The organism is Pseudomonas sp. PDM28, assembly GCF_019219115.1.
Taxonomy (GTDB): domain Bacteria; phylum Pseudomonadota; class Gammaproteobacteria; order Pseudomonadales; family Pseudomonadaceae; genus Aquipseudomonas; species Aquipseudomonas laurylsulfatiphila.
Genome location: NZ_JAHUWG010000016.1, coordinates 64,469 through 90,904, shown reverse-complemented (window position 1 = coordinate 90,904; position 26,436 = coordinate 64,469). Strand labels below are relative to the sequence as shown.

Annotated in this window: 29 protein-coding genes; 12 read left to right on the top strand and 17 right to left on the bottom strand. The window is 62.3% G+C overall.

The window, feature by feature from the left end; translation table 11 throughout:
• Window positions 1–724: 724 nt before the first annotated feature.
• Together KW841_RS28870 and KW841_RS29885 are read left to right on the top strand one after the other, a co-directional pair.
• Window positions 725–871 (top strand): hypothetical protein, encoded by a 147-nt coding sequence (locus tag KW841_RS28870; RefSeq protein WP_218480690.1) that lies wholly within the window; start codon window positions 725–727, stop codon window positions 869–871.
• 187 nt (window positions 872–1,058) lie between these two features.
• Window positions 1,059–1,184: a hypothetical protein gene (locus KW841_RS29885; protein WP_256356881.1), complete on the top strand. Its 126-nt coding sequence runs from the start codon at window positions 1,059–1,061 to the stop codon at window positions 1,182–1,184.
• Between the two features lie 147 nt (window positions 1,185–1,331).
• On the opposite strand, the gene KW841_RS28865 is transcribed toward KW841_RS29885, so the two are convergent.
• Together KW841_RS28865 and KW841_RS28860 are read right to left on the bottom strand one after the other, a co-directional pair.
• The gene (locus tag KW841_RS28865; protein ID WP_218480689.1) at window positions 1,332–2,291 is read right to left on the bottom strand and encodes an HlyD family secretion protein; all 960 of its coding nucleotides are present in this window, start codon (window positions 2,289–2,291) and stop codon (window positions 1,332–1,334) included.
• Window positions 2,292–2,294: 3 nt separating this feature from the next.
• Complete coding sequence (locus KW841_RS28860) at window positions 2,295–2,666, bottom strand: DUF3302 domain-containing protein (RefSeq protein ID WP_218480688.1); 372 nt, start codon at window positions 2,664–2,666, stop codon at window positions 2,295–2,297.
• A gap of 151 nt (window positions 2,667–2,817) precedes the next feature.
• Here KW841_RS28860 and KW841_RS28855 point away from each other — a divergent pair, with 151 nt between their 5' ends.
• Together KW841_RS28855 and KW841_RS28850 are read left to right on the top strand one after the other, a co-directional pair.
• On the top strand, window positions 2,818–3,480 hold the full coding sequence (locus KW841_RS28855) for a VIT1/CCC1 transporter family protein (protein ID WP_218480687.1): 663 nt from the start codon (window positions 2,818–2,820) through the stop codon (window positions 3,478–3,480).
• A gap of 77 nt (window positions 3,481–3,557) precedes the next feature.
• On the top strand, window positions 3,558–4,640 hold the full coding sequence (locus KW841_RS28850) for a sterol desaturase family protein (protein WP_218480686.1): 1,083 nt from the start codon (window positions 3,558–3,560) through the stop codon (window positions 4,638–4,640).
• Window positions 4,641–4,888: 248 nt separating this feature from the next.
• On the opposite strand, the gene KW841_RS28845 is transcribed toward KW841_RS28850, so the two are convergent.
• Entirely contained in the window at window positions 4,889–5,647 is a 759-nt protein-coding gene (locus KW841_RS28845; protein WP_218480685.1) for a DUF899 domain-containing protein, read from the bottom strand.
• An 84-nt stretch (window positions 5,648–5,731) separates the two neighbouring features.
• Between KW841_RS28845 and KW841_RS28840 the strand changes: the two genes are divergently transcribed.
• Both KW841_RS28840 and KW841_RS28835 read left to right on the top strand, forming a co-directional pair.
• On the top strand, window positions 5,732–6,952 hold the full coding sequence (locus KW841_RS28840; protein ID WP_218480684.1) for a helix-turn-helix domain-containing protein: 1,221 nt from the start codon (window positions 5,732–5,734) through the stop codon (window positions 6,950–6,952).
• A gap of 35 nt (window positions 6,953–6,987) precedes the next feature.
• On the top strand, window positions 6,988–7,620 hold the full coding sequence (locus tag KW841_RS28835; protein ID WP_218480683.1) for a PQQ-binding-like beta-propeller repeat protein: 633 nt from the start codon (window positions 6,988–6,990) through the stop codon (window positions 7,618–7,620).
• 63 nt (window positions 7,621–7,683) lie between these two features.
• On the opposite strand, the gene KW841_RS28830 is transcribed toward KW841_RS28835, so the two are convergent.
• The 5 genes from KW841_RS28830 to KW841_RS28810 form a co-directional block, all read right to left on the bottom strand.
• Complete coding sequence (locus KW841_RS28830) at window positions 7,684–8,085, bottom strand: GFA family protein (protein WP_218480682.1); 402 nt, start codon at window positions 8,083–8,085, stop codon at window positions 7,684–7,686.
• An 802-nt stretch (window positions 8,086–8,887) separates the two neighbouring features.
• Window positions 8,888–9,748, bottom strand: a complete 861-nt coding sequence (locus KW841_RS28825; RefSeq protein WP_218480681.1) for a CAP domain-containing protein — start codon at window positions 9,746–9,748, stop codon at window positions 8,888–8,890.
• A 148-nt stretch (window positions 9,749–9,896) separates the two neighbouring features.
• Window positions 9,897–10,526 carry a metalloregulator ArsR/SmtB family transcription factor gene (locus KW841_RS28820; RefSeq protein WP_218480680.1) on the bottom strand — a complete coding sequence of 210 codons (630 nt, stop codon included), beginning with the start codon at window positions 10,524–10,526 and terminating at the stop codon, window positions 9,897–9,899.
• A gap of 19 nt (window positions 10,527–10,545) precedes the next feature.
• Window positions 10,546–11,175, bottom strand: coding sequence for a hypothetical protein (locus KW841_RS28815; protein ID WP_218480679.1), 630 nt, complete (start codon window positions 11,173–11,175; stop codon window positions 10,546–10,548).
• 286 nt (window positions 11,176–11,461) lie between these two features.
• Window positions 11,462–12,250 (bottom strand): alpha/beta hydrolase, encoded by a 789-nt coding sequence (locus tag KW841_RS28810; RefSeq protein ID WP_218480678.1) that lies wholly within the window; start codon window positions 12,248–12,250, stop codon window positions 11,462–11,464.
• A gap of 129 nt (window positions 12,251–12,379) precedes the next feature.
• On the opposite strand from KW841_RS28810, the gene KW841_RS28805 reads away from it, so the two are divergent.
• The gene (locus KW841_RS28805) at window positions 12,380–13,324 is read left to right on the top strand and encodes an aldo/keto reductase (protein WP_218480677.1); all 945 of its coding nucleotides are present in this window, start codon (window positions 12,380–12,382) and stop codon (window positions 13,322–13,324) included.
• A gap of 109 nt (window positions 13,325–13,433) precedes the next feature.
• Window positions 13,434–14,087, top strand: coding sequence for a peroxiredoxin (locus KW841_RS28800; RefSeq protein WP_015095597.1), 654 nt, complete (start codon window positions 13,434–13,436; stop codon window positions 14,085–14,087).
• 139 nt (window positions 14,088–14,226) lie between these two features.
• Here the strand turns inward: KW841_RS28800 and yghX are convergent, their stop codons facing one another.
• The 6 genes from yghX to KW841_RS28770 all read right to left on the bottom strand — a co-directional run bounded on the left by yghX (window position 14,227) and on the right by KW841_RS28770 (window position 21,443).
• Window positions 14,227–15,114 (bottom strand): YghX family hydrolase, encoded by an 888-nt coding sequence (gene yghX / locus KW841_RS28795; protein ID WP_218480676.1) that lies wholly within the window; start codon window positions 15,112–15,114, stop codon window positions 14,227–14,229.
• A 150-nt stretch (window positions 15,115–15,264) separates the two neighbouring features.
• On the bottom strand, window positions 15,265–15,666 hold the full coding sequence (locus KW841_RS28790; RefSeq protein ID WP_102675035.1) for a heme-binding protein: 402 nt from the start codon (window positions 15,664–15,666) through the stop codon (window positions 15,265–15,267).
• Between the two features lie 19 nt (window positions 15,667–15,685).
• Window positions 15,686–16,903, bottom strand: a complete 1,218-nt coding sequence (gene glcF / locus KW841_RS28785; protein ID WP_218480675.1) for a glycolate oxidase subunit GlcF — start codon at window positions 16,901–16,903, stop codon at window positions 15,686–15,688.
• Between the two features lie 3 nt (window positions 16,904–16,906).
• Complete coding sequence (gene glcE / locus KW841_RS28780) at window positions 16,907–17,971, bottom strand: glycolate oxidase subunit GlcE (RefSeq protein WP_218480674.1); 1,065 nt, start codon at window positions 17,969–17,971, stop codon at window positions 16,907–16,909.
• Window positions 17,971–19,470, bottom strand: coding sequence for a glycolate oxidase subunit GlcD (gene glcD, locus KW841_RS28775; RefSeq protein ID WP_102701216.1), 1,500 nt, complete (start codon window positions 19,468–19,470; stop codon window positions 17,971–17,973). Before glcD ends, glcE begins: the two co-directional genes overlap by 1 nt.
• Window positions 19,471–19,679: 209 nt before the next feature.
• Window positions 19,680–21,443, bottom strand: a complete 1,764-nt coding sequence (locus tag KW841_RS28770; RefSeq protein WP_218480673.1) for an L-lactate permease — start codon at window positions 21,441–21,443, stop codon at window positions 19,680–19,682.
• A gap of 180 nt (window positions 21,444–21,623) precedes the next feature.
• On the opposite strand from KW841_RS28770, the gene KW841_RS28765 reads away from it, so the two are divergent.
• A complete protein-coding gene (locus KW841_RS28765; RefSeq protein WP_218480672.1) occupies window positions 21,624–21,860 on the top strand; it encodes a phage GP46 family protein in 237 nt (78 codons plus the stop codon).
• Between the two features lie 38 nt (window positions 21,861–21,898).
• Here KW841_RS28765 and KW841_RS28760 read toward each other — a convergent pair whose 3' ends face one another.
• The gene (locus KW841_RS28760) at window positions 21,899–22,159 is read right to left on the bottom strand and encodes a hypothetical protein (protein ID WP_218480671.1); all 261 of its coding nucleotides are present in this window, start codon (window positions 22,157–22,159) and stop codon (window positions 21,899–21,901) included.
• A gap of 433 nt (window positions 22,160–22,592) precedes the next feature.
• Between KW841_RS28760 and KW841_RS28755 the strand changes: the two genes are divergently transcribed.
• Window positions 22,593–23,657 (top strand): hypothetical protein, encoded by a 1,065-nt coding sequence (locus KW841_RS28755; protein WP_218480670.1) that lies wholly within the window; start codon window positions 22,593–22,595, stop codon window positions 23,655–23,657.
• Window positions 23,658–23,674: 17 nt separating this feature from the next.
• Window positions 23,675–24,028, top strand: a complete 354-nt coding sequence (locus tag KW841_RS28750; RefSeq protein ID WP_218480669.1) for a DUF1428 domain-containing protein — start codon at window positions 23,675–23,677, stop codon at window positions 24,026–24,028.
• A 14-nt stretch (window positions 24,029–24,042) separates the two neighbouring features.
• Here KW841_RS28750 and KW841_RS28745 read toward each other — a convergent pair whose 3' ends face one another.
• Window positions 24,043–24,237 (bottom strand): hypothetical protein, encoded by a 195-nt coding sequence (locus KW841_RS28745; protein ID WP_116583062.1) that lies wholly within the window; start codon window positions 24,235–24,237, stop codon window positions 24,043–24,045.
• Between the two features lie 126 nt (window positions 24,238–24,363).
• Between KW841_RS28745 and thpR the strand changes: the two genes are divergently transcribed.
• Complete coding sequence (gene thpR / locus KW841_RS28740) at window positions 24,364–24,906, top strand: RNA 2',3'-cyclic phosphodiesterase (protein WP_218480668.1); 543 nt, start codon at window positions 24,364–24,366, stop codon at window positions 24,904–24,906.
• 243 nt (window positions 24,907–25,149) lie between these two features.
• Here thpR and KW841_RS28735 read toward each other — a convergent pair whose 3' ends face one another.
• Complete coding sequence (locus KW841_RS28735) at window positions 25,150–26,247, bottom strand: polyamine ABC transporter substrate-binding protein (protein WP_218480667.1); 1,098 nt, start codon at window positions 26,245–26,247, stop codon at window positions 25,150–25,152.
• Window positions 26,248–26,436 lie beyond the last annotated feature (189 nt).

Genomic DNA, 26,436 nt, shown 5'->3' with positions numbered 1-26,436 from the left:
GCGGCGCTCTCGGGTCCATCGCCAGCAAGCTGGCTCCTACAGTTTTAGCGTGGGCACGGTCCCCTGTGGGAGCTGGCTTGCCAGCGATGGTCGTCAACGATAACGCGGGTTGGCAGGTGCCCCGCGGCGCTCTCGGGTCCATCGCCAGCAAGCTGGCTCCTACAGTTTTAGCGTGGGCACGGTCCCCTGTGGGAGCTGGCTTGCCAGCGATGGTCGTCAACGATAACGCGGGTTGGCAGGTGCCCCGCGGTGTTCTCGGGTTCATCGCGAGCAGGCTCGCTCCTACATCCCCACACATGGGTTATTACACCCAGCTGACTGGGCCTTTATCACCACATTTGCGTCTCGCCTGGCACGCCGGGAAACAGCTTGTTCATTAACTTGGACTTTTTCTTGGCCCTGTGGTGATGGCTCATTCGTTGCTTAACCCCTTGGTACCCGCAACAGTTTTCGTCCCGGACATCATGGCGACGGCGGGACTCGCCTGATTCGGTATGACGCGAGGGGTGAAAAATGAAGCTTGCGACACCACCAGCATGCAACGCCGTCGCCTTACTGCTCAGGTCAAGCCCGCCCTGCACGATGCTCCTTCCCGGAGCACGTCACGGGCTGACAACGCACTTACTCCCAACGTGCAGATATCATTCAGATCGCCACCGACGACCAGCCCAGCCAATTGTTCGCGAGAGCTATTACATGTACGGCGGGAAAGGGAGAACGGGTGATGGCTTCCACGACTAAATCCATTGATCTGATCACGAAAAGATCGACACACCTATATAAGCAGCTCGCTCAGTTGAGTCTGATGTTTGTTGCGTTGCTGATGATGCTGGCGTTGTCCGGCGTACTGGCGATGGCGTTGAGCCTTTGAGCGCGCTGACCTGCCGGCGCCTATTACGGTCAGGTCGAATGCAAAGGGTGGGCAAACCTGTGAATTACCCGGCCTATGGAACTGCACACCATTCGGGTGATCGAATCCTTTACGGGTGAGACGCGCATCGTAATGGTTACGCATTCGCATTGAACGCCCCGTATGGCTGTAAAGCCGGGAGGGCAGCATGGGCAACAGCGCGATGGTCAAGTTCTTTGCGGGCTACCTGTTCGTGTGCGCACTGCTGGCATGGGCGGTGACCCAGGCCTCTCCCTGGATTGCCTCGCACCTGCTGCTCCACTGGATTCTCTAGCGCCGTACCCCCTCAATGCCACGCCCGATACTTCAAGCTCCGCGATCCGCAGCCTGCTCGATCAGTCGTTGCAACTGCGCGACCAGGCCGGTTCGCTGAACCGGCAACTGACCCCATTCAAGGGAGCCAGTTGCCGACGCTAGCGGGTTAGTGGAACGGAAAGATGTAGTTCATCCAGGCAGCCATGCGCAGGAGGATCTTGCGCATCATCGCGATGTGATGGAAATGCTGGCTGTACAACGCCGCCTGGCCGTAGGCACCGCCGGGCATCAGGTCGGCGTACTGGGCATAGTCGGGATCGGTGATTTCAATGATCACCGGTACCCGGCCGGCCGGTGGCGAACCGGTAAAACCGATCAGCGTGCCCGACGGTTGAATCTGGCCTTCGGCGATGACCGACACCACGGTCTTGACCTTGCCTTCGAATACCTTCCCGGGAATGCCGTCAAACGCGACTTCGGCCTCATCGCCCTCGGTCAGGCGCAACAGGCTGTTCTGCCGCATCCATGCCGAGAAGTAATGTCCTTCGGCGGGAATGAACACCATCGAAGGGCGCAGCGGCAGCTTGGTCGCCATCATGCCCGGACGCAGCGAAACATGGGTGACGAAGCCTTTGCTGGGCGCACGCACCGTGGTGTTGTCGAGTTCGTACTGCGCGTTGTCCAGTTGTGCCTTCAGGTCGTCACTGCGAGCGACCACCATGTCCAGTTCCCGTTGGGTACCGAAATTACGCTTGATCAACTCGGTGATCCGGGCACGATCGGCCTGGGCGGCAAGCAGTTGTGCCTTGAGGGATTTGACCCGGTACTCGAAAGGCGCGGGGTCGATGCGAAACAGCACATCGCCTTTTTCCAGGGGCTGGTTGGTCTTGACCGGCACGTCGATCACCTGGCCACTGACCACGGGAATCACCGGAACCGATACGAAATAGGAACGCGCCACCTCGGAGTAGGGGTGGTTGTAGTTCATCGTGAAAATCAGCGCGCCGATAATCACGATACCGCCCAGCACCGCCGTGGGCACCGTCCATTTGTTCAGGGGGATGCGGAAGATCTTGAAGATGGCAACGCAGAGTGCGGCATACGTCAGTATGAGTAAGAGATCCATGGCTCAAATGCCCTCGCCGAGATTGTCCGTTGGCCGCCTGCTCTGCGTGGTGCCCGTCGCCGCCTCGAGGCGCTCGATCCGGCCTTGCAGTTCGGCGACCTGTTGTTCGAGGTGAACCACATGGCTCTTGGGTGAGTGTCCGTCACTGAAACCCCAGCCCCGGTCCTCTCGATAGGCCATCGCCCAGATCCACAGGAACGGCCAGAGCGCGTGCAAGGTGAACAGGCTGACCCAGCCGGTGGCGTGGATTGCATCCTGGTGAGGGTGGTTGCGATGGACGGCAATTTCATAGGGGATGTCGTGGAGCAGGATGATCCCGTAGAACAGGATGAGCCCGACAAAGATCAGCAGGCCCAACGCGAAGTAGTCAAGCATGAAACACTCCTATTGAAGCAGGTAACGTGTGCGCATGAGTGTAGCCGTTCAATCTACACTTGACGCAGATGCAGATATCCAGCCTGGGCAACCGGTGCCTGGCTAAAGCGTCGACCGGTATCGTGCAGGCAGCCCAGGGGGAGGTATTTTCATGCCAGGCAATGGTCAATTCGAAAGGGCGCCTGTACTTGACCCTGTCGAGCGCATTACCGAGGTGATCTTCGGCCTGTTGATGGCCATGACGTTTACCGGCACCATCAGCGTGGCCACGGCAGACCAGGCCGCCGAACGCACGATGATGCTGGCCGCGCTCGGTTGCAATCTCGCCTGGGGACTGGCCGATGCGGTCATGTACCTGTTGCGCGCACTGGTCGAGCGCACGCGCAGGATCAAGCTGTACCTGGCCCTGCGCAATGGCGCGGACGCCACGGCCGGTCAGGCGCTCATTGCGCAAGTACTGCCGTTGCAATTCGCGACGGCAGCCGGCAGCGAGGGCCTGGAGCTGTTGCGCCGTCGGCTGCTCGAACAGCCGCCCTTGCCGATCAGGGCCGGCCTCGGCTGGAACGACTTCAGGGGCGCGTTCGGTGTTTTCCTGCTGGTGGTGGGCTCGACCTTTCCACTGGTGGTGCCGTTCATACTGCTCGACCAGACGGCGCTCGCCATCCGCTTGTCCAACCTGATCGGCCTCGTGGTGCTGTTCATCGCAGGCTGGATGCTCGCCAGATACGCTGGCGCCACGCAGTGGCAGGGTGGGGTGATCATGGCCGCTACGGGAGGTGTGTTGATCCTTGCGATCATTGCGCTGGGCGGCTGATAACGGGACATAATTCAGCACACTAAAGACTCATTCTCATTTACAATCGCCCTTCCATTTACGTCGGGCAGTCCGGTATGGATGTTCTTGCCGCAATCCATCTTTATTTATCCCAGTGGGTCATCGAGCCGGTCACCCGGCAGTTCCTGGGCATTTTCGACTTCAACGGCAGACTCGGTCTATCCTTTCTCTGCATGTCTTACGGCGTTGCTTATTGCCTGTTCCGGTACCGTAAATCCAGGGGTTTGACCGACGCGCGCTCGTTCGTTGAGTTCATCGGTGGCCGCCGGGTTTACCTGCACCGCTCGGCGCTGCTCGACTACCGCTATTACTTCGTACTGGCCATCCTCAAGGTTGTCCTGGTGCTGCCCATCGTCGGTCTGGTCGACCCGTACGTGTTGCGCTCGGCGGACTACATCGCCTTCTTCACCCGGCTGTGGGGCGCGCGCACGCAAGTGGAGGAGCACCTGGCGCTGACCCTGCTCTATGGACTGGGGGTATTCCTGGTCAAGGATTTCAGCCATTACTGGGGCCATCGCGCGTTTCATTCGCGGTATCTGTGGGCCTTCCACAAAGTCCATCACTCGGCGCCCGTGCTGGTGCCGGCGACGGCCAGCCGCGTGCACTTTCTGGAAGAGGTGGTCGAAAAGCTCACGGACATCATCTGTGTCGGCGCCTTTGCCGGTGTCTTCTGGTACGCCTGCGGGGGAGAGATCAGCCGCTACACCTTGTTTGGCGTGACCTACATGGTGTTCATCTTCAATAGCCTGGCGGCCAACCTGCGTCACAGCCATGTCTGGTTGTCCTTCGGGCCAGTGCTTGAGCGGGTGCTGAGCAGCCCCGCGCAACATCAGATTCATCACAGCGATGCGCCACGACATTTCAACAAGAACTTCGGCATCAACCTGTCGCTGTGGGACTGGATGTTCGGCACCCTGTACGTTACCCGGCCCACACCCGAGGTCATCGCCTTCGGCACCGGGGAACAGGATCACGAGCGTTACCTGACGATGAAGGGTTTGATCGTCACGCCTTTTGTGGACATCGGCCGCAAACTCCTCTGTGCCATACGCCCGAAAGCACAGCCTCAAAGCGCATCTGATCCGTATTTTTCAGTGCAATCTGCCTCTGTAACGGATACAGCCGCCAGCCCACAATAAATCTCCGGTACGGCAGCACTCGGCGCTCGCTGTACCGCCAATTCATAGTGTGGGAGGCCGCATGGCCAAGATGACGATTTTTCTCGGCGGTTTTCTGTTGTTGACCATCCTGATCGGTGTGCTGGCGACGATTCCTCCGGCGTGATTACTGCGGCCGAGCGACCCGACGCTGGGTCTCGCAGACCAAACCTGCGCTGGTGGACAAGCTGGCGGATGTCTTCATCGGCGGTCAGTGACAGCGCCGGCGCTCACCGGTACTCATCATGCCGACGCCACCAGGGCCCCGTTTCATTGCGTCCCCTGGGCGTGCGGTCGAGCCATTGGTACATGCTCCACAACCCGTCCAGGCCCCGCGCGTAGGTGGAATAGGTGTGATAGATCTCGCCGCCCTCCAGCACAAAGGTACTCAGCCCCGGCCGGTCGCGGGTATAGGTCGGCGCGTCGGTGCCACAGGTCGCGGCGAACTGTTTCACCGGTTCCGGTATGTCACTGGCATCCATGGCATGGCCGCCGCGCTGGTAGTTGTACTCGACCAGGCCTTCGCGCTGCTGCGCCTCGGTGAAGTAGACGTTGAAGTCGGCAGTGAAATCGCTGTCGGCGGCCGAGGCCCAAGGGAAGGTCCAGCCCATCCGGCGCTTGTAGGCCTGCAGTTTCGCCAACGGTGCGCGGGATATCGCCATCAGGGTCACGTCGTGATTGGCCAGATGGATGACCACGGGGTCGAAGCCATCGGCAATGGCTGAGCAGGAAGGGCAGCCGGCGGTGTAGTCGGGGCCGAACATGAAGTGATAGACCAGCAGTTGCGAGCGCCCTTGAAAGAGTTCGGCCAGGGTGGCGCTACCGTTGTCGGTAGCAAAACGGTACGTCTTGTCGAGGCGAACCCACGGCAAGGCCTGGCGTTGCCGGGCCAGTTCATCGCTGCGTCGGGTCAGGGCCTTTTCCGCTTCGAGCAGTTGCAGGCGTGCCGCCAGCCATTGGTCCCGGGTCGCGGTTGTGTGCGTGTTCATCGCTGTACGCTCCTGGTGAAAGGTCGTGAATTAGACTAAACCCGGGTATCGAAGGGTGGGAGTGACAAGCGTGGCGGGATTTCGATGGACTCGATGATCACGGCCGCCGCCCAGGCGCTGGCGGCGGGCAATCCACTGGGCGCACTGGACCGCGTGGCCTTGCGCGACGATGCGCCGGCGCTGGCCCTGCGCGGTATCGCCATGGCGCAACTGGGCGATCTGGTGCGCGCCCGGGCGCTGGTCAAGCGTGCGCAAAAGGCCTTTTCGCCCAGGGAGGTGCTGGCCCGTGCCCGATGCGTGGTGGCCGAGGCCGAAATCGCCCTGGCGTCGCGGGATCTCGGCTGGCCGGTCAAGGCGCTTGAAACGGCGCGGGTCACCCTTGAACACCACGGTGACCGGGTCAATGCCGCCCATGCGCGGTATCTGCAAATCCGCCGTTTGCTGCTGATCGGCCAGCTCGATGAGGCGCAGCAGTTGCTGGCCAGCCTCGACCCCGGCCCTTTGCCACCGGCCTTGCGCGCAACCCATGAACTGGTGCTGGCGGGAATCGCCATTCGCCGCCTGCAATCGAGCGCGGCACGGGACGCGTTGACGCGAGCCGGGCAGGCTGCCGGTCAGACGGGGATTGCCGCGCTGATCGCAGAAGTGGAACAGGTGGCGCGCTTGCTCGACGCCCCCGCGGCACGCCTGATTGCCCGGGGTGTGGAACGCGCGCTGCTGCTCGATGAAGTGGAAGCCTTGCTCGGTTCAACGGCGCTGGTGGTGGATGCCTGCCGGTACGTTGTGCGGGGCTGCGGCATGTCGGTGTCGCTGGCGACGCGGCCGATCCTGTTCATGCTCGCCCGCACCCTGGCTGAAGCCTGGCCCGTCGACGTTGCGCGGGAAACGCTGATCGCCCGGGCGTTCCGTCTGAAGCTCTCGGATGAGTCCCATCGTGCCCGGCTGCGCGTGGAAATCGGCCGGCTGCGTAAAGCGCTCAAGCCGTTGGCCGGCGTCATCGCGACGCCCCGTGGTTTTGCCCTGCAAACGTCCGTGTGCACGGAGGTGGTGACACTGGCGCAACCGGTCGAGGAAAAATTTGCCGCGGTATTTGCCTGCCTCGCCGATGGCGAGTCGTGGTCGAGTTCCGCCCTGGCCCTGGCGCTGGGCACCAGCCAGCGCACGGTGCAGCGTGCGCTCGATACGTTGGCGGAGCAGGGCAAGGTGCAGTGGTTTGGCCGAGGCCGCGCGCGGCGCTGGATGACACCACCGGTGCCGGGATTCGCGACGACCTTGTTACTCCCGGCGCCGCTGCCCGGTGGCTAGGATGAACGCCACCACCCCCCATCGAGGATTGCCAGATGAAACACGCAACTGCTGAAGTCATTCGTGAATATGGCCCGTTTGCCGAGGTCGATCATGTGTGCGGCGTCACCTGGGACGGCGAAAAGGTCTGGTTCGCCAGCAACAGTAAAATCAATGCCCTGGACCCGGAAAGCGGCAAGCTGCTGAACTCGATCGATGTCGCTGCCCATGCTGGCACCGCGTTCGATGGCGAGCATCTGTTCCAGATCGCCGACGACCGCATCCACAAGATCGACCCCCGCACCGGCCGCATCCTCTCGACGATTCCGGCCCCCGGCGCCGGCACCGATTCGGGGCTGACCTGGGCCGAAGGGACGTTGTGGGTGGGCCAGTACCGCGAACGCAAGATCCACCAGATCGACCCCGAGACCGGCAAGATCCTGCGCACCCTCGAATCTAACCGTTTCGTTACCGGCGTGACCTGGGTGCAAGGTTCGCTGTGGCATGGCACCTGGGAGGGCGACGAGAGTGAGTTGCGGCGCATCGACGCGCAAACCGGTGAAGTACTCGAGAGCCTCAGGATGCCCGAAGGCGTCGGCGTGTCGGGACTGGAGTCCGATGGCGGCGAGCGGTTGTTCTGCGGTGGCGGCGAAAGCGGCAAGGTGAGGGTGGTGCGTCGGCCTTCGTGATGCACGGAACTGTGTACACCCACAGGGTCAGTGGGTGTATGCAAAATCTGCAAGCAACCTCACTCAGTCCGCTTGTGGATGCTGATCGTTGATCTCGTACCAATCCGCTTTCGAGCCGACGCAAACATGTTTTTGCTTGCGTGTCCGTAGCGGCGTATCCAGCGAGCCGAGGGCAATCGAAACCCACTCGGAAAACGCGCCTGTCGAGTCAGTCCAGAACAGCGAAGATCCGCAGCGGCAACAGAACTGCCGGGTGACACCTTTGGATGATTCAAACGCCTGCAGCGAATCAGTGCCGGACATGATCGACAGCGACGAGACGGGCGCGCTCGCGTAGGTCGCAAACGCAGCTCCATGGCTCTTTCGGCACTGGCTGCAATGGCAATGGGTGACGGCTTTCAACTCGGTCGACACGCCGTATTTGACCGCGCCGCAAAGGCAGCTGCCCTGGTGAAACTCATCCATGCAATACCCTCTCCTTATCGATAGTATTTTTCCGTCCTGCCATGTTTTCTGCTGGTCGAAATCGGTCTAAAAGCCCGGTTGGCAATCGTCCCTGTTTTGCTATCCTCAACTTTGTAGGTGAAGACGCAGACTGATGCGCAAAAGGATAGCAAGGAGACGTGGGGCGCGTTCCGAAGGGTACACGGTTAGAAAGATCCCCGCGCTGGGATCCAGCCCTTATGCCGTGTGAAGCAGAAGAGTTCCATTACGGTTTCACGACTCTTTTGTGGGAGGCCTGATAAACCTTGTAAGCCGGAGACCAGCACCGGCCACCTACTTATACTCACCCGCGAAGCCCGCCCAGTGCGGGCTTTTTAATGCCTTGGTTTTTTCACGATGTGGAGCCAGCGTGGGCATGACCCCTTGTGGGAGCTGGCCTGCCAGCGATGGTCGTTAACGATGACGCGGGTGAGCTGGATGAACGCGGCGCACTGGAGTCCATCGCCACCAGGCTGGCTCCTACAGTTTCAGCGTGTGGGCGCGGTCTTTTGTGGGAGCTGGCTTGCCAGCGATGGTCGTTAACGATGACGCGTGTGGACTGGATGAGCGCGGCGCACTGGAGTCCATCGCCAGCAGGCTGGCTCCTACAGTTTCAGCGTGGGCAGGGCCCCTTGTGGGAGCTGGCTTGCCAGCGATGGTCGTTAACGATAACGCGGGTGAACAGGATGAACGCGGCGCACTTGAGTCCATCGCCAGCAGGCTGGCTCCTACAGTAACCGTCGAGAACCTTTTCTATGCCCGCAAGGTGAGACTGGCTGGCTGCTCAAGGCGCGCCGAACAGCATCGTCCAGTAAACACCGTTGTCACTGCGGGCGTTGGCGGCGTACGCGGCACCGACCTGGGTGAACATCGGGTTCATCAGGTTGGCGCAGTGCCCGGGACTGGCGAGCCAACCGGCCATGGCCTTGCTCGGTGAACCTTGTCCGGCAGCGATGTTTTCACCGATCTGGCGGCCACGGTAGCCGGCAGCCCTGGCGCGGTCGGCGGGCATGTCACCGTCGGGGTCCTGGTGGGCGAAGTAGTTGCCGTAGGCCATGTCCTTGCTGTGATTTTGCGCTGCGGAACCCAAGGCAGCACTCCAGGACAGCGGCCGTGCGGCGGCGAAGCGCTGGCGACCACACAAGCGCGGCTTGGCCCGGGCAGCGTTGACCTGCGCCAGCAACGCCTGGGCGGCGCTGCGGGGATCGCCGGTTTTCCCGTCGAGCACCGGCCGCGCCAGCACCACTTGCCACTCGCTCCCGGCGCGGCTGACACCGATGTCGGCATACTGGTTGTCGAGCAGTGCGGCGCAGTGCTCGTCCTGGAACATATCGAAGGCCTCTTCGGCATCCCGTGCACCCACCACGCGGATAGAGCGCACCATGGTGGCCTGATAGCCGGAAGCCTTTAACCGGTCCCGCAACCCACCGCCATAGCCAACGGGCAAGGCCAGGTTCGATTTGAGCGTCAGGGGTGACAGGCGTTGCGCGGGGCGTCGGTCGCAACGTTGCGGATGGGCGCGGTAGTCGTTGATGGCGTCGACCAGTTGCCGTTGCCCATCGGCGTGGGCGGGGCTGGCAAAAGCGGGGAGCAGGGGAAGCAGGCACAGCGAAGTAAAGCGCAAGGCAACGACGGTTTGGCGCATGAACGGACAACTCGAATGAGATGACGACGAAAGGAGTGGGGAAAAACGCAGGGTATGACTGGTGTCTCGACACAAGGTTCACGACGGACAAGCAGTTGCCTTTCATCCCGCCGAGGCGTCCGACGAAGGGTAGGGCGGGATGCGCCGTTTACACGGGATCCTGGTTGTCGCTCGGTCGCAGCCTGAAGCGACAGACATGCCCGCCACGCACCATGCACTCGCTGTGCTCGACTTCACCGCCGCCCAACGCGCCGATCAAGGCCAGGTCCAGTTCGCAGACCACCGGATGCTCGGCGGCCAGGCGATGGAACACGCAGTTATGCGCGACGATTTCCGGCGTGTCGCCCGAGCGAAAAAACACCTCGGCTTCGTAGCCCGCCTGGTTCATGTGCTGGACGATCCTGGTTTCGTCGACGACCTGTTGTTCACGGTCCAGCGCCAGTTTGCGGCCCATGCTGCGCATCAGCGAGGCCAGGGCTTCGGGGCCGATGATGGCGGCGACTTCATCGATCAGCACGCTGGCCAGTAGCTGATAGTGGCGAGGGAATTGCTCCCGTGCGTGGTCGGTGAGCCGATACAGCTGCTCCGGACGACGCCCCGTCGGGCGGGTGTCGCCGCGCAGCACCAGGCCGTCACGCTCCAGCGCCGCCAGGTGTTGGCGAATCGCGGTGCGCGTAACGGCCAGGTGTTCAGCCAACTCGTCAATGCTCATGCCGCCGGCATGGTGCAGCAGTGCATTGAGCAGGTCTTGCTGTGTTCGGCCCAGTCCTTCCAGCATGGGATAGCCTCGCGCGATATCAGAACTTGTCCGGGAATTGCTTGACCAGCGCGCCGGTCAACGCATCGGCCAGGGCCAGGATGTGCGTGCGCATCATCGCCCAGGTACGGGCTTCGCCGGCGTAATCATGTGCCGCGAACTCATCGATCTGGGTGATGTGGTGACCGCCATGGGCTGACAACATCGTCACCAGTGTCGCCTCAGGCAGATTGGGGTTCGCCGTGGCCAGGAACGCCGCAATCGCCTTGGCATTGCTGGTCAGCTCGGTGACGGCGGCCTGCTTGCCCTTGGCATCTTTGGCAACGGTGGCATCGCTGTAGTGTTTCACCGCGCCCCAATGGCCGGCAAGCAACTTGAGCAGTTGATCCGCCGCCGGTTGGCCGTAGAGCGGGGCGATGCTGTTGGCGATTTTGGTGGCGTTGTCGACCACCTGATCGGCCGCGACCTTGGCTTGTTTCTGGTCGGCGGATTGATTGGCCAGTGCGTAGTTTCTGATCCAGAAAATGTGCTCGACCCAAAGGTCTCGCTCGGCCAGGCGCGTGGTCAGCGCGGGGCCGTCGGCAGCGGCGGGTGAGGCGGCAGGCGTCTGGCTCCAGACCGGTTGGGCACAGAAAGCCAGCAGGAGCAAAGCCAGGGTTTTGATATTCATGACGGCACCCTCTGAGAGTGGGAACGTTCGACAATATCAATATAGGCATAAAAATATGTTTTTATTGGCTGGAAGCGAACTCTCGGATGAATGGCCATAGCCTGTTGCTGGAAGCGACTGGGGGCATAGGGAGGCTTTTTGTGGCGAGGGGGCTTGCCCCCGTTCGGCTGCGCAGCAGTCGTAAAACAGCTACATGCGGTTAACCTGAATACGCATCGTCTGGATTCGGGACTACTTCGTAGTCCAACGGGGGCAAGCCCCCTCGCCACAAAGACTGGTGTTGCCGTTACAGCCCTTCACGAAGAAGTTTGAGGTAGTCGGGACTTTCGCTGATCGAGTTATGCCCCGCCCCCGGTATCACCTGCAGTGACGCCACGCCTTTGGCGAAGTGTGTGTACAAACGCTCGGTGCTCGAACGCGGAATCACTTCATCATGCTCGGCCACTATCAAGACCGTCGGCACCGTGATGCGGGCGGCGTACTGCCAGGACGGGTATTTGTCCTTGAGCAACCAGCGCACCGGAAACCAGCGAAACTGTCGAGCGGCCAGCCCCTCGAGGCTGTTGTAGGGCGTGATCAATACCAATCGTGCGGCCGGGCGCTGGCTGGCCAGGCGCACGGCAACCCCGGATCCCAGGCTGCGTCCGACCACCGCCACATGCGAGTGGCTGGCATACACCTGGTCGAACAAGGTCAAGGCGTCGCGGGCAATGGCCTCTTCGGAAGGCGAGCCGGAACTGCCGCCAAAGCCCCGGTAATGCAGCAGATACAGCGCGTAATCAGGGAACGCCTGGGTGAACCCGGGCAAGTTGCGCGAGACGTCTTCGGCGTTGCCGCCAAAGTAGATCAGCGCATTCGGGCCTTCGTGGGGCCGGATGGACACCAGCACCCGTGCGTCGGCGACCGGCAGGGTGAGCAGCGTCCCGGTTGTGCCGACGGCGCGCGGTTGCGGGTAATAGATCAGCGACCGCTGAAACACGAACAGCGTCACGCACAGCGTCAGGTACAACGCAGCGACGATGACGACGAGTAACACCAGGGTGCGCGACATTCGACTAACGTTAGTGGGCGGCATTGACGGCTCGGGGTTGGAAAGTGGCTGGCGCCGCAGGGCTTTGTGAGTGTAGTCAATCGACCCTGGGCGCGGGTTATCCGCCGTGTCGGTGCCACAGGCCAAACCCGAACGACTGGTGAGAAGCGTTTTATGAGCCATCCTGAGGGTTACACCCGTAGAGCAATACTCACGCTGGCTGCCGGCGCTTCGGCGGTCTTCACGTTCGGTCCGGCGAATGCGCAACCCGCGCCGTCGACGGGAACAGGAGGCAAGACCATGCAGACTCGCGCCATTCCTTCCAGCAACGAGTCCTTGCCGATCGTAGGCTTGGGCACTTATCGCGGATTCGACGTCGAGCCTTCGCAACCGGCCTACAAGGACTTGCCCGCGGTACTGGATGCGTTGTTCGACAAGGGTGGCAAGCTGATCGACAGCTCACCGATGTACGGTCGCGCCGAACAGACCACCGGTGAACTGCTGTCGATCCATGAGCCGCGCTCGCCGGCGTTCCTGGCCACCAAGGTGTGGACCCGCGGGCGCGAGGAAGGCATCGCGCAGATGGAACAATCCTTCGCCCTGTTGCAGACCGACCGGATCGACCTGATGCAGATCCACAACCTGCTGGACTGGCAGACGCACTTGCCGACTCTGCGCCACTGGAAAGAACAGGGGCGCATCCGCTACATCGGCATCACCCATTACACGGCGTCGGCCTACGACGAAGTGGAAGCGGTGCTCAAGGCCGAGCCGCTGGATTTCCTGCAGATCAACTACGCCCTGGATGATCGCGGCGCCGAGAAACGCTTGCTGCCGTTGTGCCGCGAACGGGGCGTGGCGGTGATCTGCAATCGGCCGTTCGGCGGTGGTGGCCTGCTGGCCAGACTGAAAGACAAACCGCTGCCAGGCTGGGCGGCGCAAGTCGGGGTCAAGAGCTGGCCGCAACTGGCACTGAAGTTCCTGTTGTCGCATTCGGCGGTGACCTGCGTGATTCCGGGCACCGGCAACCCGCGCTACATGGCGGAAAATGCCCGGGCCGGTTTCGGCCCGATGCTGACCGATGCCCAGCGTCAGCAGCTGATTGCGCTGGTGGACTAGCGCAGCCGGCGAGTTGCGCAACCTCTCCTATACTGTCCGCGTCCATGCCGTTGAAAGCGCATTCGTTGCCCTGACGGCGTCCCTGTCCATCACTGCAAGGAGATCGAACATGGCTATCCGCATTGGCGACGAAGCACCGGATTTCACCGCCGAAACCACCGAAGGCACGCTCAATTTTCACCAATGGATCGGCGATGGGTGGGCCATCCTGTTTTCCCACCCCAAGGATTTCACCCCGGTGTGCACCACTGAACTGGGCTACCTGGCCAAACTCAAGCCCGAATTCGACAAGCGCAACACCAAGGTCATCGGCCTCAGCGTCGACCCGGTCAGCGACCACAACCGTTGGGTCGGCGACATCGCCGAGACTCAGGGCTGCGCCGTCAACTATCCGCTGATCGGCGATGAAAACCTGGTGGTGGCCAAGCTTTACGACATGATCCACCCCAATGCCAGCGGCGGCGCGCGCACGGCGGTGGACAACGCCACGGTGCGTTCGGTGTTCATCGTCGGCCCGGACAAGAAGGTCAAGGCCATGCTGATCTACCCGATGAGCGCCGGGCGCAATTTCGATGAAGTGCTGCGTCTGCTCGACTCCCTGCAACTGAATGCCAAGCACACCGTTGCCACGCCGGTGAACTGGAGGCCGGGCGAGGATGTGATCATCCCGACTTCGGTGTCTGATGAAGATGCGAAGAAGAAATACCCGGATGGCTTCAAGACATTGAAGCCGTATTTGCGGACGGTGGCTCAGCCGAAATAACTGCGACTGCCTTCAAACCGCTATCGCGGGCAAGCCCGCTCCCACAGGGGGCCGAGTCGAAGCACATTTCTGTGAACGACTCAGGACCCTGTGGGAGCGGGCTTGCCCGCGAAGGGGCCGGCCCTGCTGGCCGAGTCCTTCAAACCAGATACTTTCTAAACCACCCCAACGTCCGCTCCCACGCCAGCTTCGCCGCCGCCTCGTCATAACGCGGCGTCGAGTCGTTGTGGAAACCATGATTGGCGCCCGGATAAATGTAGGCCTCATAGGTCTTGCCCCCGGCCTTCAACGCTTTCTCGTAGGCCGGCCAGCCCTCGTTGATCCGTGTATCCAGTTCGCCGTAGTGCAGCATCACCGGTGCCTTGATCCGGGGCACTTCCTCGGCCGTTGGCTGACGGCCATAAAACGACACGGCGGCGCCCAGTTCCGGATAGGCCACGGCGGCGGCGTTGGTCACGCCACCGCCGTAGCAGAACCCGGTGATGCCGACTTTTCCAGTGGCGGCAGGGTGTTTCATCATCCACTCGACGGCGGCGAAAAAATCGTTCATCAGCTTTTCCGGGTCGACTGTGGCCTGAAGCTCGCGGCCCTTGTCGTCATTGCCGGGATAACCGCCGACCGAGGTCAGGCCGTCCGGGGCCAGGGCGATGAAACCGGCCTTGGCCACACGCCGGGCCACGTCTTCGATGTAGGGGTTGAGCCCGCGGTTTTCATGCACGACCACCACCGCCGGCACCTTGCCGGTGGCCTTGGCCGGGCGCACCAGATAAGCCCGTACCTGGCCGTTACCCTTGGGCGAAGGGTAGGTGATGTACTCGGCAATGATGTCCGGGTCGGTGAACTCGACTTGCTCGGCCAGCGCGTAGTTGGGGCTTAGCGCGGCGAGCAGGGCGCCGGCGGTCAAACCTGCGAAGGTGAACAACGCTGCGCGGTCGAGAAACTCCCGGCGATTGATCTTGCCGTGGGCGTAGTAGTCGTACAGCTCAAGCAGTTCCGGGGCGAAGTCTTTGGCTGTGAGGCGGGTCATCGGAGGAGTTCCTTTCGTCTGGTTGAACACGGACCCTGTGGGAGCGGGCTTGCCCGCGATGAGGCCAGCACATCCAACATTTATGTTGACTGTTCCTCCGCCATCGCGGGCAAGCCCGCTCCCACAGGGATTTAGGGTGATGCCAAAACCTCATTTCACGCACTGCGCCCCAGCCTTCGCCACCTGTGCATCCTGCTCAGGCTTGACGCCCGACACCCCGACAGCCCCAATCACCTGGCCATCGAAAACAATCGGCACGCCACCCTCGAGCGAAGTCAGCAGCGGTGCTGAAAGAAAAGCGTAGCGCCCCCCGTTGACCATGTCTTCATAGCTTTTCGATTCGCGTCGCCCGAGGGCTGAGGTGCGGGCCTTTTCGGTAGCGATGTACGCACTGCTCGGTGCGCAACCGTCGAGGCGTTCGAGGGCCAGCGGGTGGCCGCCGTCATCGACCACCACTATGGTCACGGCCCATTGATTGGCCTGTGCTTCGGCACGGGCGGCTTTGATGATCTGCTGGACTTCGGTCTGGCTCAGCACGGCTTTGCGGTTCATGGGCATCTCCGGGATTCGGTTAAGGCAGGGCGGCTTCGACCAGTTCGATCCAGTGTCGTACCGGGGTCCGGCCCGCGCCGTCGAGGTGCGACTGGCAGCCGATGTTGGCCGTGACGATGACCTCGGGATGGCCGCTTTCCAGGGCATTGAGCTTGTTGTCGCGCAGTTGTCGCGACAGTTCGGGCTGGGTCAGCGAATAGGTGCCCGCCGAGCCGCAGCACAGGTGCCCGTCGGGCACGGACGTCAGGTTGAAACCGAGTCCGCTCAGTAGCGCTTCCACGGCACCGCCGAGTTTCTGCCCGTGCTGCAAGGTGCAGGGGCAATGGAAGGCCACGCGCTGCGAGGCGTGGATCCCGAGCTTTTCCAGCGGTTCGTCGCGCAACACCTCCACCAGGTCCCGGGCCAGTTCGCTGACCTTTTTCGCCTTGTCGGCATAGGTCGGGTCGCTGGCGAGCAGATGGCCGTAGTCCTTGATGAAGGCGCCGCAACCGCTGGCGGTCTGCACAATCGCCTCGGCGCCTTTTTCGATGCCCGGCCACCACGCGTCGATGTTGCGCCGGGCGCGATCGAGGCCGGCGGCCTGGGCGTCCAGGTGGTAGTCCACGGCACCGCAGCAACCGGCTTCGCGGGTCGCGATGACGCTGATCCCCAACCGGTCCAGCACCCGCGCCGCCGCGGCATTGGTGTTGGGCGACAGGCCGGGCTGCACGCAACCTTCGAGCATCAGCACCTGACGCTCGCGCAGGGTCATGGGGCGCGGCTTGGCCGGCGGTGCATGGCGCGGCAATTTGCTTTGCAGGGTATCGGGCAGCAGTGCGCGGAACACCTGGCCGCCATTGACCAGGCTCTTGAACAGGTCCGGATGGGGCACGGTCTGCCGCAGTCCTTCGCGCAACAGGCGCTGGCCGAGCGGACGCGGCACCGCCGCATCGACCACCGCGCGACCGATGTCCAGCAGGTTGTGGTAATCGACGCCCGACGGGCAGGTGGTTTCACAGTTGCGGCACGACAGGCAGCGATCCAGGTGTTGCTGGGTCTTTTGCGTGACGTCGTTGCCCTCCAGCACTTGCTTGATCAGGTAGATGCGGCCCCGCGGTCCGTCCAGTTCATCGCCGAGCAATTGATAGGTCGGGCAGGTGGCATTGCAGAAGCCGCAGTGCACGCAGGTGCGCAGGATGCTTTCGGCTTCTGCGGCGCGGGGCAGATGGCGGGCGCGTTCACTCAGGGTCGTCTGCATGGTTCAAAGCTCCGCGTACAGGCGTCCGGGGTTGAAGATGCCCCGTGGGTCGAGTTGTTGTTTCAGGTTGCGGTGATAGCGCATCAGGGCCGGGGGCAGCGGCTGGAACGGGGTGTCGGTGAGGACGTGGCTGAAGCAGGTGACATGGCCACCGACTTCGTCGACGACCTGGCGGATGAACGCCGCCTCGGCATCGGATTTCAACCAGCGCTGGGCGCCGCCCCAGTCGATCAACTGGCGTCCCGGCAGCGACAGGCGCGGTGTGTTGTGCGGCAGTGACAGGCGCCAAAGCGGCTGGTCTTCATCGAAGAAGCTCAAGCGCTGTTCGTTGAGATCTTCCCAGTACGAAGCGTCCAGCCGTTCGCCACCGAGGCGCTCGTGGGCCGCCGCCACCGAACCTTCACCGCCCTCGAGCCGCAGGTGCAGGCGTGTACCGTCGTGACAGGCCGCGCTGATCGGCAACGGTTGCTGGCCCCATTCCGCCAGGCGCAGCAAGGCGCGTTCAGGGTCCATTTCCAGGCTGATACTTAGGGCTTTCCGGGGTTTTGGCAGCACTTTGAGCGAGACTTCGGTGATCAGCCCGAGGCAGCCGTAACTGCCGGTCATCAGGCGTGACAGGTCGTAGCCGGCGACGTTTTTCATCACCTCGCCACCGAAGCGCAACAGCTTGCCATGCCCGGTGATGACCCGCGTGCCGAGGACGAAATCGCGCACCGAGCCGGACCACGGGCGCCGTGGGCCGGACAGTCCGCAGGCGATCATGCCGCCGACGGTTGCGCCCTCGCCAAAGGACGGCGGCTCGCAGGGCAGCATCTGTTGCGCGGCATCCAGCGCCTGCGCCAGCTCCGCCAGCGGCGTGCCGCAACGGGCGGTGACCACCAGTTCGGTCGGGTCGTAACTGACGATGCCCCGGTGCGCACGGGTATCGAGAATTTCTCCGGCCGTGGTGCGGCCAAGAAAACCTTTGCTGTTGGAACCCTGGATGCGCAACGGCGTAGCGTTTTCCAGCGCCTGATTGACCTGCTCCAGGAGCAGTTGGCTGTCATCGAAATCTTCAGGGCCGCGCATCAGAAACGCTCCAGCTCGGGGAAGGGCAATTGACCGCCATGGATGTGCATGGCACCGAATTCGGCGCAACGGTGCAGGGTCGGAATGTTCTTGCCGGGGTTGAGCAGGCCGCTCGGGTCGAAGGCGGCTTTGATCGCATGGAACAGGGTCAGCTCATCGCTGTTGAACTGCGCGCACATCTGGTTGATCTTCTCGCGACCCACACCGTGCTCACCGGTGATGCTGCCGCCGACCTTCACGCACAGCTCCAGAATCTTGCCGCCCAGGTTTTCCGCGCGCTCCAGTTCACCGGGTTGATTGGCGTCGAACAGGATCAACGGATGCATGTTGCCGTCGCCGGCGTGGAATACGTTGGCCACCCGCAGGCCGTATTCGTTCGACAGTTCGGCGATGGCGTGCAGCACACCGGGCAGTTCGCGACGGGGGATGGTGCCGTCCATGCAGTAGTAATCCGGCGAGAGGCGGCCCACTGCCGGAAAGGCGTTCTTGCGCCCGGCCCAGAAGCGCACGCGCTCGGCTTCGTCTTTGGCCTGGCGCACCTCGGTCGCACCGGCCTGTTGCAGGACCTGGCGCACCCGGTCGCAGTCATCCGAGACATCGGCTTCAACACCATCGAGTTCGCACAGCAGAATGGCCTGGGCCTCCACCGGGTAACCGGCGTGGATGAAGTCCTCGGCGGCGCGGATGGCCAGGTTGTCCATCATTTCCAGGCCACCGGGGATGATGCCGGCGGCAATGATGTCGCCGACGGCGCGCCCGGCTTTTTCCACGGAGTCGAACGCCGCCAGCAAGACCTTGGCGGTCTGCGGTTTGGGCAGCAGCTTGACCGTGACCTCGGTGATCACCCCGAGCAGGCCTTCGGAACCGGTGAACAGTGCCAGCAGATCGAAACCGGGGGCGTCGAGGGCGTTGGAGCCCAGGCTCAAATGCTCGCCGTCGACAGTGAGGATGTCGACCTTGAGTACGTTGTGCACGGTCAGGCCGTACTTCAGGCAATGCACGCCACCGGCATTTTCCGCGACGTTGCCGCCGATGGAGCAGGCAATTTGCGAGGATGGATCCGGCGCGTAATACAGGCCGAACGGTGCCGCCGCCTGGGAAATCGCCAGGTTGCGCACACCCGGCTGAACCCGTGCAATACGCGCGGCTGGATCAATGTGCAGGATGTTGTTGAAGCGCGCCATCACCAGCAGCACGCCTTTCTCAAGGGGCAGCGCACCGCCGGACAAACCGGTGCCGGCGCCACGGGCGACGACGGGGACGTGCAGCTCATGACAGACCCGTAGCACCCCTTGCACTTCGTCGATGTGCCGGGGCAGCACCACCAGCATCGGCGTGGTGCGATAGGCCGACAGTCCGTCGCATTCGTAGGGCTTGAGTTCCTCCTGCTGATGCAGGATTTCCAGGCCCGGCAAGCGGCTCTGCAGGGCCTGCAACAGGGCCTGTCTGTCGACGTCGGGCAAGGCGCCGTCAACGCGTTCATCGTAGAGAATGTTCATGGGATCACGATTCTCGCTGGAGACCTGCGACCTTCATCATTGGCCTGATACGGCCGGCTGTCCATGGGATGTTTGTCCGCACGACGGACCATTCATTCAAAAAAAACCACCGTCCCCTGTGGGAGCGAGCTTGCTCGCGAAGAGGGAGTGTCAGTCGAAGACATTGCCGTCTGACACACCGCCTTCGCGAGCAAGCCCGCTCCCACAGTTCAATGCCCGCCCACCACCATATGGCTGAACGGCGCAACATAGGCCTGCAAGGTCACCAGCCCGCCGACCAGAATCGCCAGCACAATCGAGTGGAAGAACACGTAGCGCAGGATTTCCCCTTCATGGCCGTACCAGCGGGTGGCGGTGGAGGCGACCACGATCGACTGGGCGTCGACCATCTTGCCCATGACCCCGCCGGAACTGTTGGCGGCGGCCATCAACACCGGGCTGATGCCCAGTTGCTCGGACGTCACCCGTTGCAGGCCGCCGAACAGCACGTTGGACGCGGTGTCCGAGCCGGTCAGCGCCACGCCGAGCCAGCCGAGCAGGGTGCCGAACATCGGGTAGAAAATGCCCGTCGCGGCGAAGGCCAGGCCCATGGTCGCATCCAGGCCGGAGTAGCGTGTGAGGAAGCCCAGGGCGAGCATCGCCGCAATGGTGATCAACGAGTAACGCACCACCCACAACGTGCGCAGGTACTGGTGAATCAGTTGCGGGATCGAGTAACCCATCAACAAGCCGCCGACGATTGCCGCCAGCAGAATGCCGCTGCCGGTGGCGGTGAACCAGGTGAACTTGTACACCGCCTCCTCGGTTTTCGGCGCAGCCACCACGGGCGGGACTTTCTCGACCTGCAGGTGCAGGGTGGTGAAGGTCACGACCGGCGCGAACACCGGGTTCGCCTCGCGCATCGGCTTGCCCTGCGGATCGAGCTTGGCCGAGCTGGTTTGCGGGTCGATGGCAGGGCGGGTGTCGAAGGTGCTCTTGAAGCCTTGCGTACCCCAGATGAACACGAAGATCGTAAGGATGATCCACGGCATCCACGCCCGCATCACCGCCGGTTTCGCCTCGTTGGCGAAGGTTGCGGTCGGTACGGGCTTTTCGTCGTGCTCGGCGTCGATCTTCGAGTTGTCGACCCGGCCGGACAGGGCGGCGGAGGTGTGCACGGTGGCCGGTTTCCAGACCTTGAGGAAACCGGTCAGGCAGGCCATGGAAATCAGCGCGGCGATCACATCCACCAGCATGGGCCCGTGATAGTTCGACACGAGGAACTGCGGCACGGCAAAACTGACCCCGGCCACCAGGATCGCCGGCCAGATCTCCAGCATCTTGCGCCAGCCGGCAAAGGCCCAGATCAGCCAGAACGGCACCAGCACCGAGAAGAAGGGCAACTGCCGGCCGACCATCATCGACAGCTCCATCTCATCCAGCCCGGTGACCTTGGCCAGGGTGATGATCGGCGTACCGAGGGCGCCGAAGGCCACCGGCGCGGTGTTGGCGATCAGCGCCAGTCCCGAGGCGGCAAGCGGCGAAAAGCCGAGGCCGATGAGAATCGCCCCGGTCACTGCCACCGGCGTACCGAAACCAGCCGCGCCTTCGAAAAACGCACCGAAGCAGAAGGCGATCAGGAGCAATTGCAGGCGCCGGTCATCGGTGATGCGCGCAAGGGAGTCTTGCAGCACTTTGAACGAACCGTTCTCGGTGGTCAGGCGGTGCAGGAAGATGATGTTCAACACGATCCAGCCAATCGGCAGCAAACCGTTGGCTGCACCGAACAACGCCGCGGAACCGGCCATGTTCGCCGGCATGCCGAAGGCGAAGATCGCGATCAGCAAGGCCGAGACCAGGGCGAGCAGTGCCGCCAGGTGCGCCTTGATATGGAAAAACGCGAGGGACGCCAGCATCACCACCACCGGCACAGCCGCCATGAGTGTTGAAAGCACCGGGTTACCGAACGGATCGTAGACTTGCTGCCAGACCATGTTCCACCTCTGCTTGTTATTGTTGGACGTGCAGATCCCCTGGGGGGAGGTGGCTTTGAGTATAGGTGGCATTGCGCCGCTGTCAGGCCAGGCCCTCCGGTCCAGCGGGGCGGCGCAGTTTCGGGGCCTGAGCTAGCATGGCCAGTAGGGTTTGAATCCAGTCAGGGGAGGAATGCAGTCATGACCGAGCGCCACATTGAGCACAAGGAGACGCTATCGAACGGATGCAAAATCAAAGTCACCGCCGAGATATTGAAAGACGGTTCGTTGGGCATGTTTATCGGTGTCTACAAGCCGGACGGCTCGGTCATCGACGAAATCCACGACCCACGCCCGCACATGCTGGACATGGAGGCGGCGATGGATTGGGGAATCGATATTGCGAGGGGCACTGGCAATAGCCAGCGAACGTTGTGAGCGGTTCGCGTCCGTGCCCGGCTGACCGGTGGTCGCCGTCAGAATCCGAAGACGCGGGCCGAGCTTTTTGCCAGCTCGACATCCAGCAAATGCTCGGCCAGCACGTCATTCAAAAAGCGGAACTGATCATTGAGCCCGACCACTTCGTTACTGAAGTGATGATCGGCTGAAGGGATCAACAGCGCTTCGAACTTCTCGTCGAACAGCAGAGTCAACTCTTTACGTGATTCGAATTTCTGCGTGTAGAAATTGCTGCCGAACAGCGGAAAACGCACGGCGAGGGAGACGGTGTGCATCATGATGTTTGCTCCTCGCTCAGGACGTACCAGGCAAACACACTCAATGTGAACGCCGTCAGGGCCAGGCAGGTCAGCAGATGGATCAGCATGAGGTTTCCCTCCGATTCGGGATTTCGTGTTGGCTTGGGATCGATCCTACGCTGACGGTGTGCAAGCGGAAGGCAATTGCGGCGATGGTGAATATCGACGCCAGTGATGGTGGTTTTTGTGCTGTCTGCTCTGGCCCCTTCGCGGGCAAGCCCGCTCCCACAATGTTTTGTGCTTGCCACATGATCCGGGCACGACACGCAACCTGTGGGAGCGGGCTTGCCCGCGAAGAGGGCCTCAAAAGTGCCGCCGACCGTCGGCCAGGCACATGCCGCAACCTATACTTGAATCATGGTTTTCGAGTGCTGGACATCCCGCCCGGTGCACACTTCAGGAAGCCGCCATCTTGAACCTGCGTTCGCTGATCATTGCCGTGCTGGTGGTGTTGGCAGGGTGCGCCACGCCGCCGCGTGCGCCGGTGGAAGTGGCCCCGGTCATCGTTCCCGCCAGCACCTGGCAACAGGTGGACCGGGAGATCGTCGCCGCGTCGCAGTCGGCCACCGAACAGACCCGAATCTACGCCCGTGGCGCCATGGAATACTGGCGTACGCGGGTCTATGAACTGACCGAAGAGAATTTCATTCCGTGGTTCAGCAGCTACTGGACCCAGGAATGGCTGTCGATGAAGGTCAGCTGGTACACCATCAGCGCCAAGGGTGAGCAGGATGCCTCGGCCAAGCGCCTGGCGGCGTACCTGCTCGAAGCCTATCAGGAGAAGGTCCTGGCCCCGGTGGCGGCGGAAATCGATCCCGATGCGATTCTTGGCCTGGCAGCGGCCTTCTACGTCGACATCCTCAAGGAAGAACTGCAGAAAATCTCCACCCGCCACGGAGTGCCGATGGCCCAGCTCAACGGGCGCATCCAGAAAATCCCGGCCATTGCCCTCGGGCCACCGCCGGCGCGGGACGCCTCGTTGTACCAGATCGTGCACACCGAATCGTTGACCACATTGCCGGCCTACGCCGCGTTGCTCGACAAAATCCACAAGGCCGGCGGTGACAAGGGCGTGGGCTCGACCGACACCGCGATGGCGCCGGTGGCCAAGCGCGCGAGCCAGCGCATGGAAGCCGAGATGGCCCCGCGCGGGGCCGCCAGTGCCGTGGCCGCCGCTGCCGGGAAACTCGCCGGCGGATTGATCACCGTCGGTGTGGCGGCCATTCGCGCGATCATTCAGGCCAATGACAGGCCGGACAGCGAGGCGCTGATCCGCAGCAGCCTGGGCAACACCTTCGACAAGGCCTGGATCAAGCTGGTGCAAAACCCGACCACCGGCGTCATGGCCGGCACGCTTTACATGGCGGGGCAGATAGAAGGGAATCTGGGCGGCGGTGCACAACCGCCGGTCGGTTTGAGTGCCGGCACTGTCGATTGGACGCCGGCGCAACCGACTACTCAGCAGAACACCCCATGACCCAAGGAGAAACACTCATGTCTTATGTCGATGGTTTTATCGCTGCCGTACCCACCGCCCACCGTGGGCAATACCTCAAACACGCCCAGATCGCCGCTTCGGTCTTCAAGGAAAACGGTGCCTTGAGCGTGGTCGAATGCTGGGGCGAGGACGTGCCGGAAGGCAAGGTCACCTCGTTCCCGATGTCGGTGAAACTCAAGGAGGGCGAAACCGTTGCCTTCGGCTGGATCATCTGGCCGGACAAGGTCACCCGCAATGCCGGGATGGACAAGATGATGCAGGACCCGCGCATGAAGCCGGACGTCAATCCGATGCCCTTCGATGGCCAACGCATGGTGTACGGCGGGTTTGAAGTACTCCTCACGGCTTGATGCCGGACACGGGATCACTCCGGCGTCGGGGTGGTCCTGCAACTCTTGCGCTGGCGGATCTCGTCATCCGTCGGCCGCTCGTGGATGAACTCGAAGCGCGGCTCACCTTCGCTGTAATGCACCAGCCAGCCCCATTCCAGCTGGAGTTCATCCTGACCTGGCGCGGGCGGTCTGGCCCACCATGGTTCTTTACTGATGATCTGTCGCATGGTCCCCACCCCCTCCGGTTTTGGGATGCCAAAACTATAACGCGCCTGCCGGACGTTGCCAGAAATCCGCTGGCCGGCAGGCGGCTGTTGAGTACACTCAGACAGTCTTCCCACAAGGAGTGCGGCATGAACGACGAAACCCGCGAGCCGATCAAGCGTTTGTTCTTTGCGCTGGACTGCGCCCCGGCCCAGCGCCGGGAGATCGCCCAGTGGCGCAGCGCGCTGCAGCTGCGCAATGGTCGACCGGTGCCGGCGGACAACTTTCACCTGACGCTGAAGTTTTTGGGCGCGGTGGGTGTGGCGCAGATCGCCGAGCTCTGCACCGCTGCGGCGTCCATCCGCGCGCCGGGCGAGCGCTTGACGGTGGTGCTTGACCGGCTGGACGTATGGCGCAGGGCGGGGGCGTTGGTGCTCGCGCCACAGCAGGCGCCCCCGGCATTGCTGCGCTTGGTCTATGCCCTGGAACAGGCGATGTTGCCGTTCGGGCTGGAGGAGGCCCCAAGGGAGTATCGCCCGCACCTGACCCTGGCGCGGGACTATCGGGCGCCGGTACCGGAGTCCCCAACCGCGCCGGAGTTCATCCTGCATGCCGAGCGCTTCACCCTGTTTGAATCCCACAAGGGCCGCTATCGGGCGCTGGCCGAATGGCCGTTGCTTGATCCCCCATAAAAAAAGGCGCCCGAGGGCGCCAAATTCACCTGAACCGAGGGAGCCAGGTGAGGCCGTTCTACTTGCAGGAGAGGCAGCGGTGGTAAGGCGCTGCGTGAACGGAAATGGGTAGAGCTGAAATGTGTGCTGGATGTTCTGGCCTCATCGCGAGCAAGCTCGCTCCCACAGGGATAGCATGCCGTACCTGTGGGAGCGAGCTTGCTCGCGATGGCTATGTCAGGCTCAGCAAATCAATTGAGTGAATTACTGGCCGAGTTTCACCTTGGTCCAGCCACGGGTCATGATTCGCTGGATGGCGATCGGCTGGTCCGGTACGGCATAGAGCGTGGCCATCACCGCTTCCGACGGGTAGGAACCCGGATCGTTGCGGATCGCTTCATCGACCAGTGGCGTGGCCGCCGCGTTGGCGTTGCTGTAGCCGATGTTGTTGGTGATGTCGGCGATCACGTCGGGGCGCATCAGGAAGTTCATGAACAGGTAAGCGTTCTCGACGTTGGCGGCATCGCGCGGGATCGCGAGCATGTCGTAGAAACTGGCGGCGCCTTCTTTCGGGATGCTGTAGTCGATCTTCACCTTGTCCCCGGCTTCCTGGGCGCGGGCCTTGGCCTGCAGTACGTCGCCGGAGTAACCGACGGCCACGCAGATGTTGCCGTTGGCCAGGTCCGAGATGTATTTCGACGAATGGAAGTACGCCACGTTCGGGCGAATCTTCATGAACAGCGCCTCGGCTTGAGCGATGTGCTGTTTGTCCTGATCGTTCACCGGGTAGCCCAGGTAGTGCAGGGCGGTCGGGATCATTTCGGTCGGCGAGTCGAGGAAGCTGATGCCGCAGGCCTTGAGCTTCTCGGCGTTTTCCGGTTTGAACAGCAGGTCCCAGGAGTTGGTCGGGGCGTTGGCGCCGAGCATTTCCTTGACCTTGGCCGGGTTGAAACCGATGCCGATCGAGCCCCACATGTACGGGATGGCGTGAGCGTTGTCGGGATCGCTCGCGGAGGCGTTTTTCAGCAGCACCGGATTGAGGTTGTTCCAGTTCGGCAGCTTCGATTTGTCCAGCGTCTGGTAGACGCCGGCCTTGATCTGCTTGGCCAGGAAACTGTTGGACGGCACGACGATGTCGTAGCCGGATTTGCCCGCTAGCAGGCGGGCTTCGAGGGTTTCGTTGCTGTCGAACACATCGTAGGTCACCTGGATGCCGGTCTCGTCTTCGAACTTCTTGACGGTGTCCGGGCCAATGTAATCCGACCAGTTGTAGACGCGCAGAACCTTGTCATTGGCCTGGGCGCCAGTGGCGATCGCGCCCAATAAGGACAGTGTCAGCAGAGTCCTGCCAAACATTTTCATCGGTACAACTCCATTTCTTTTTTATTCAAGTACGCAAAGCAAAACAATGAATCTGTGGCGAGGGGGCTTGCCCCCGTTCGGCTGCGCAGCAGTCGTAAAACCAGCGAGTGCGGTGAAACTGAAACACCGCGGTTTCCGGTTTTGGGGCCGCTTCGCGACCCAACGGGGGCAAGCCCCCTCGCCACAAAA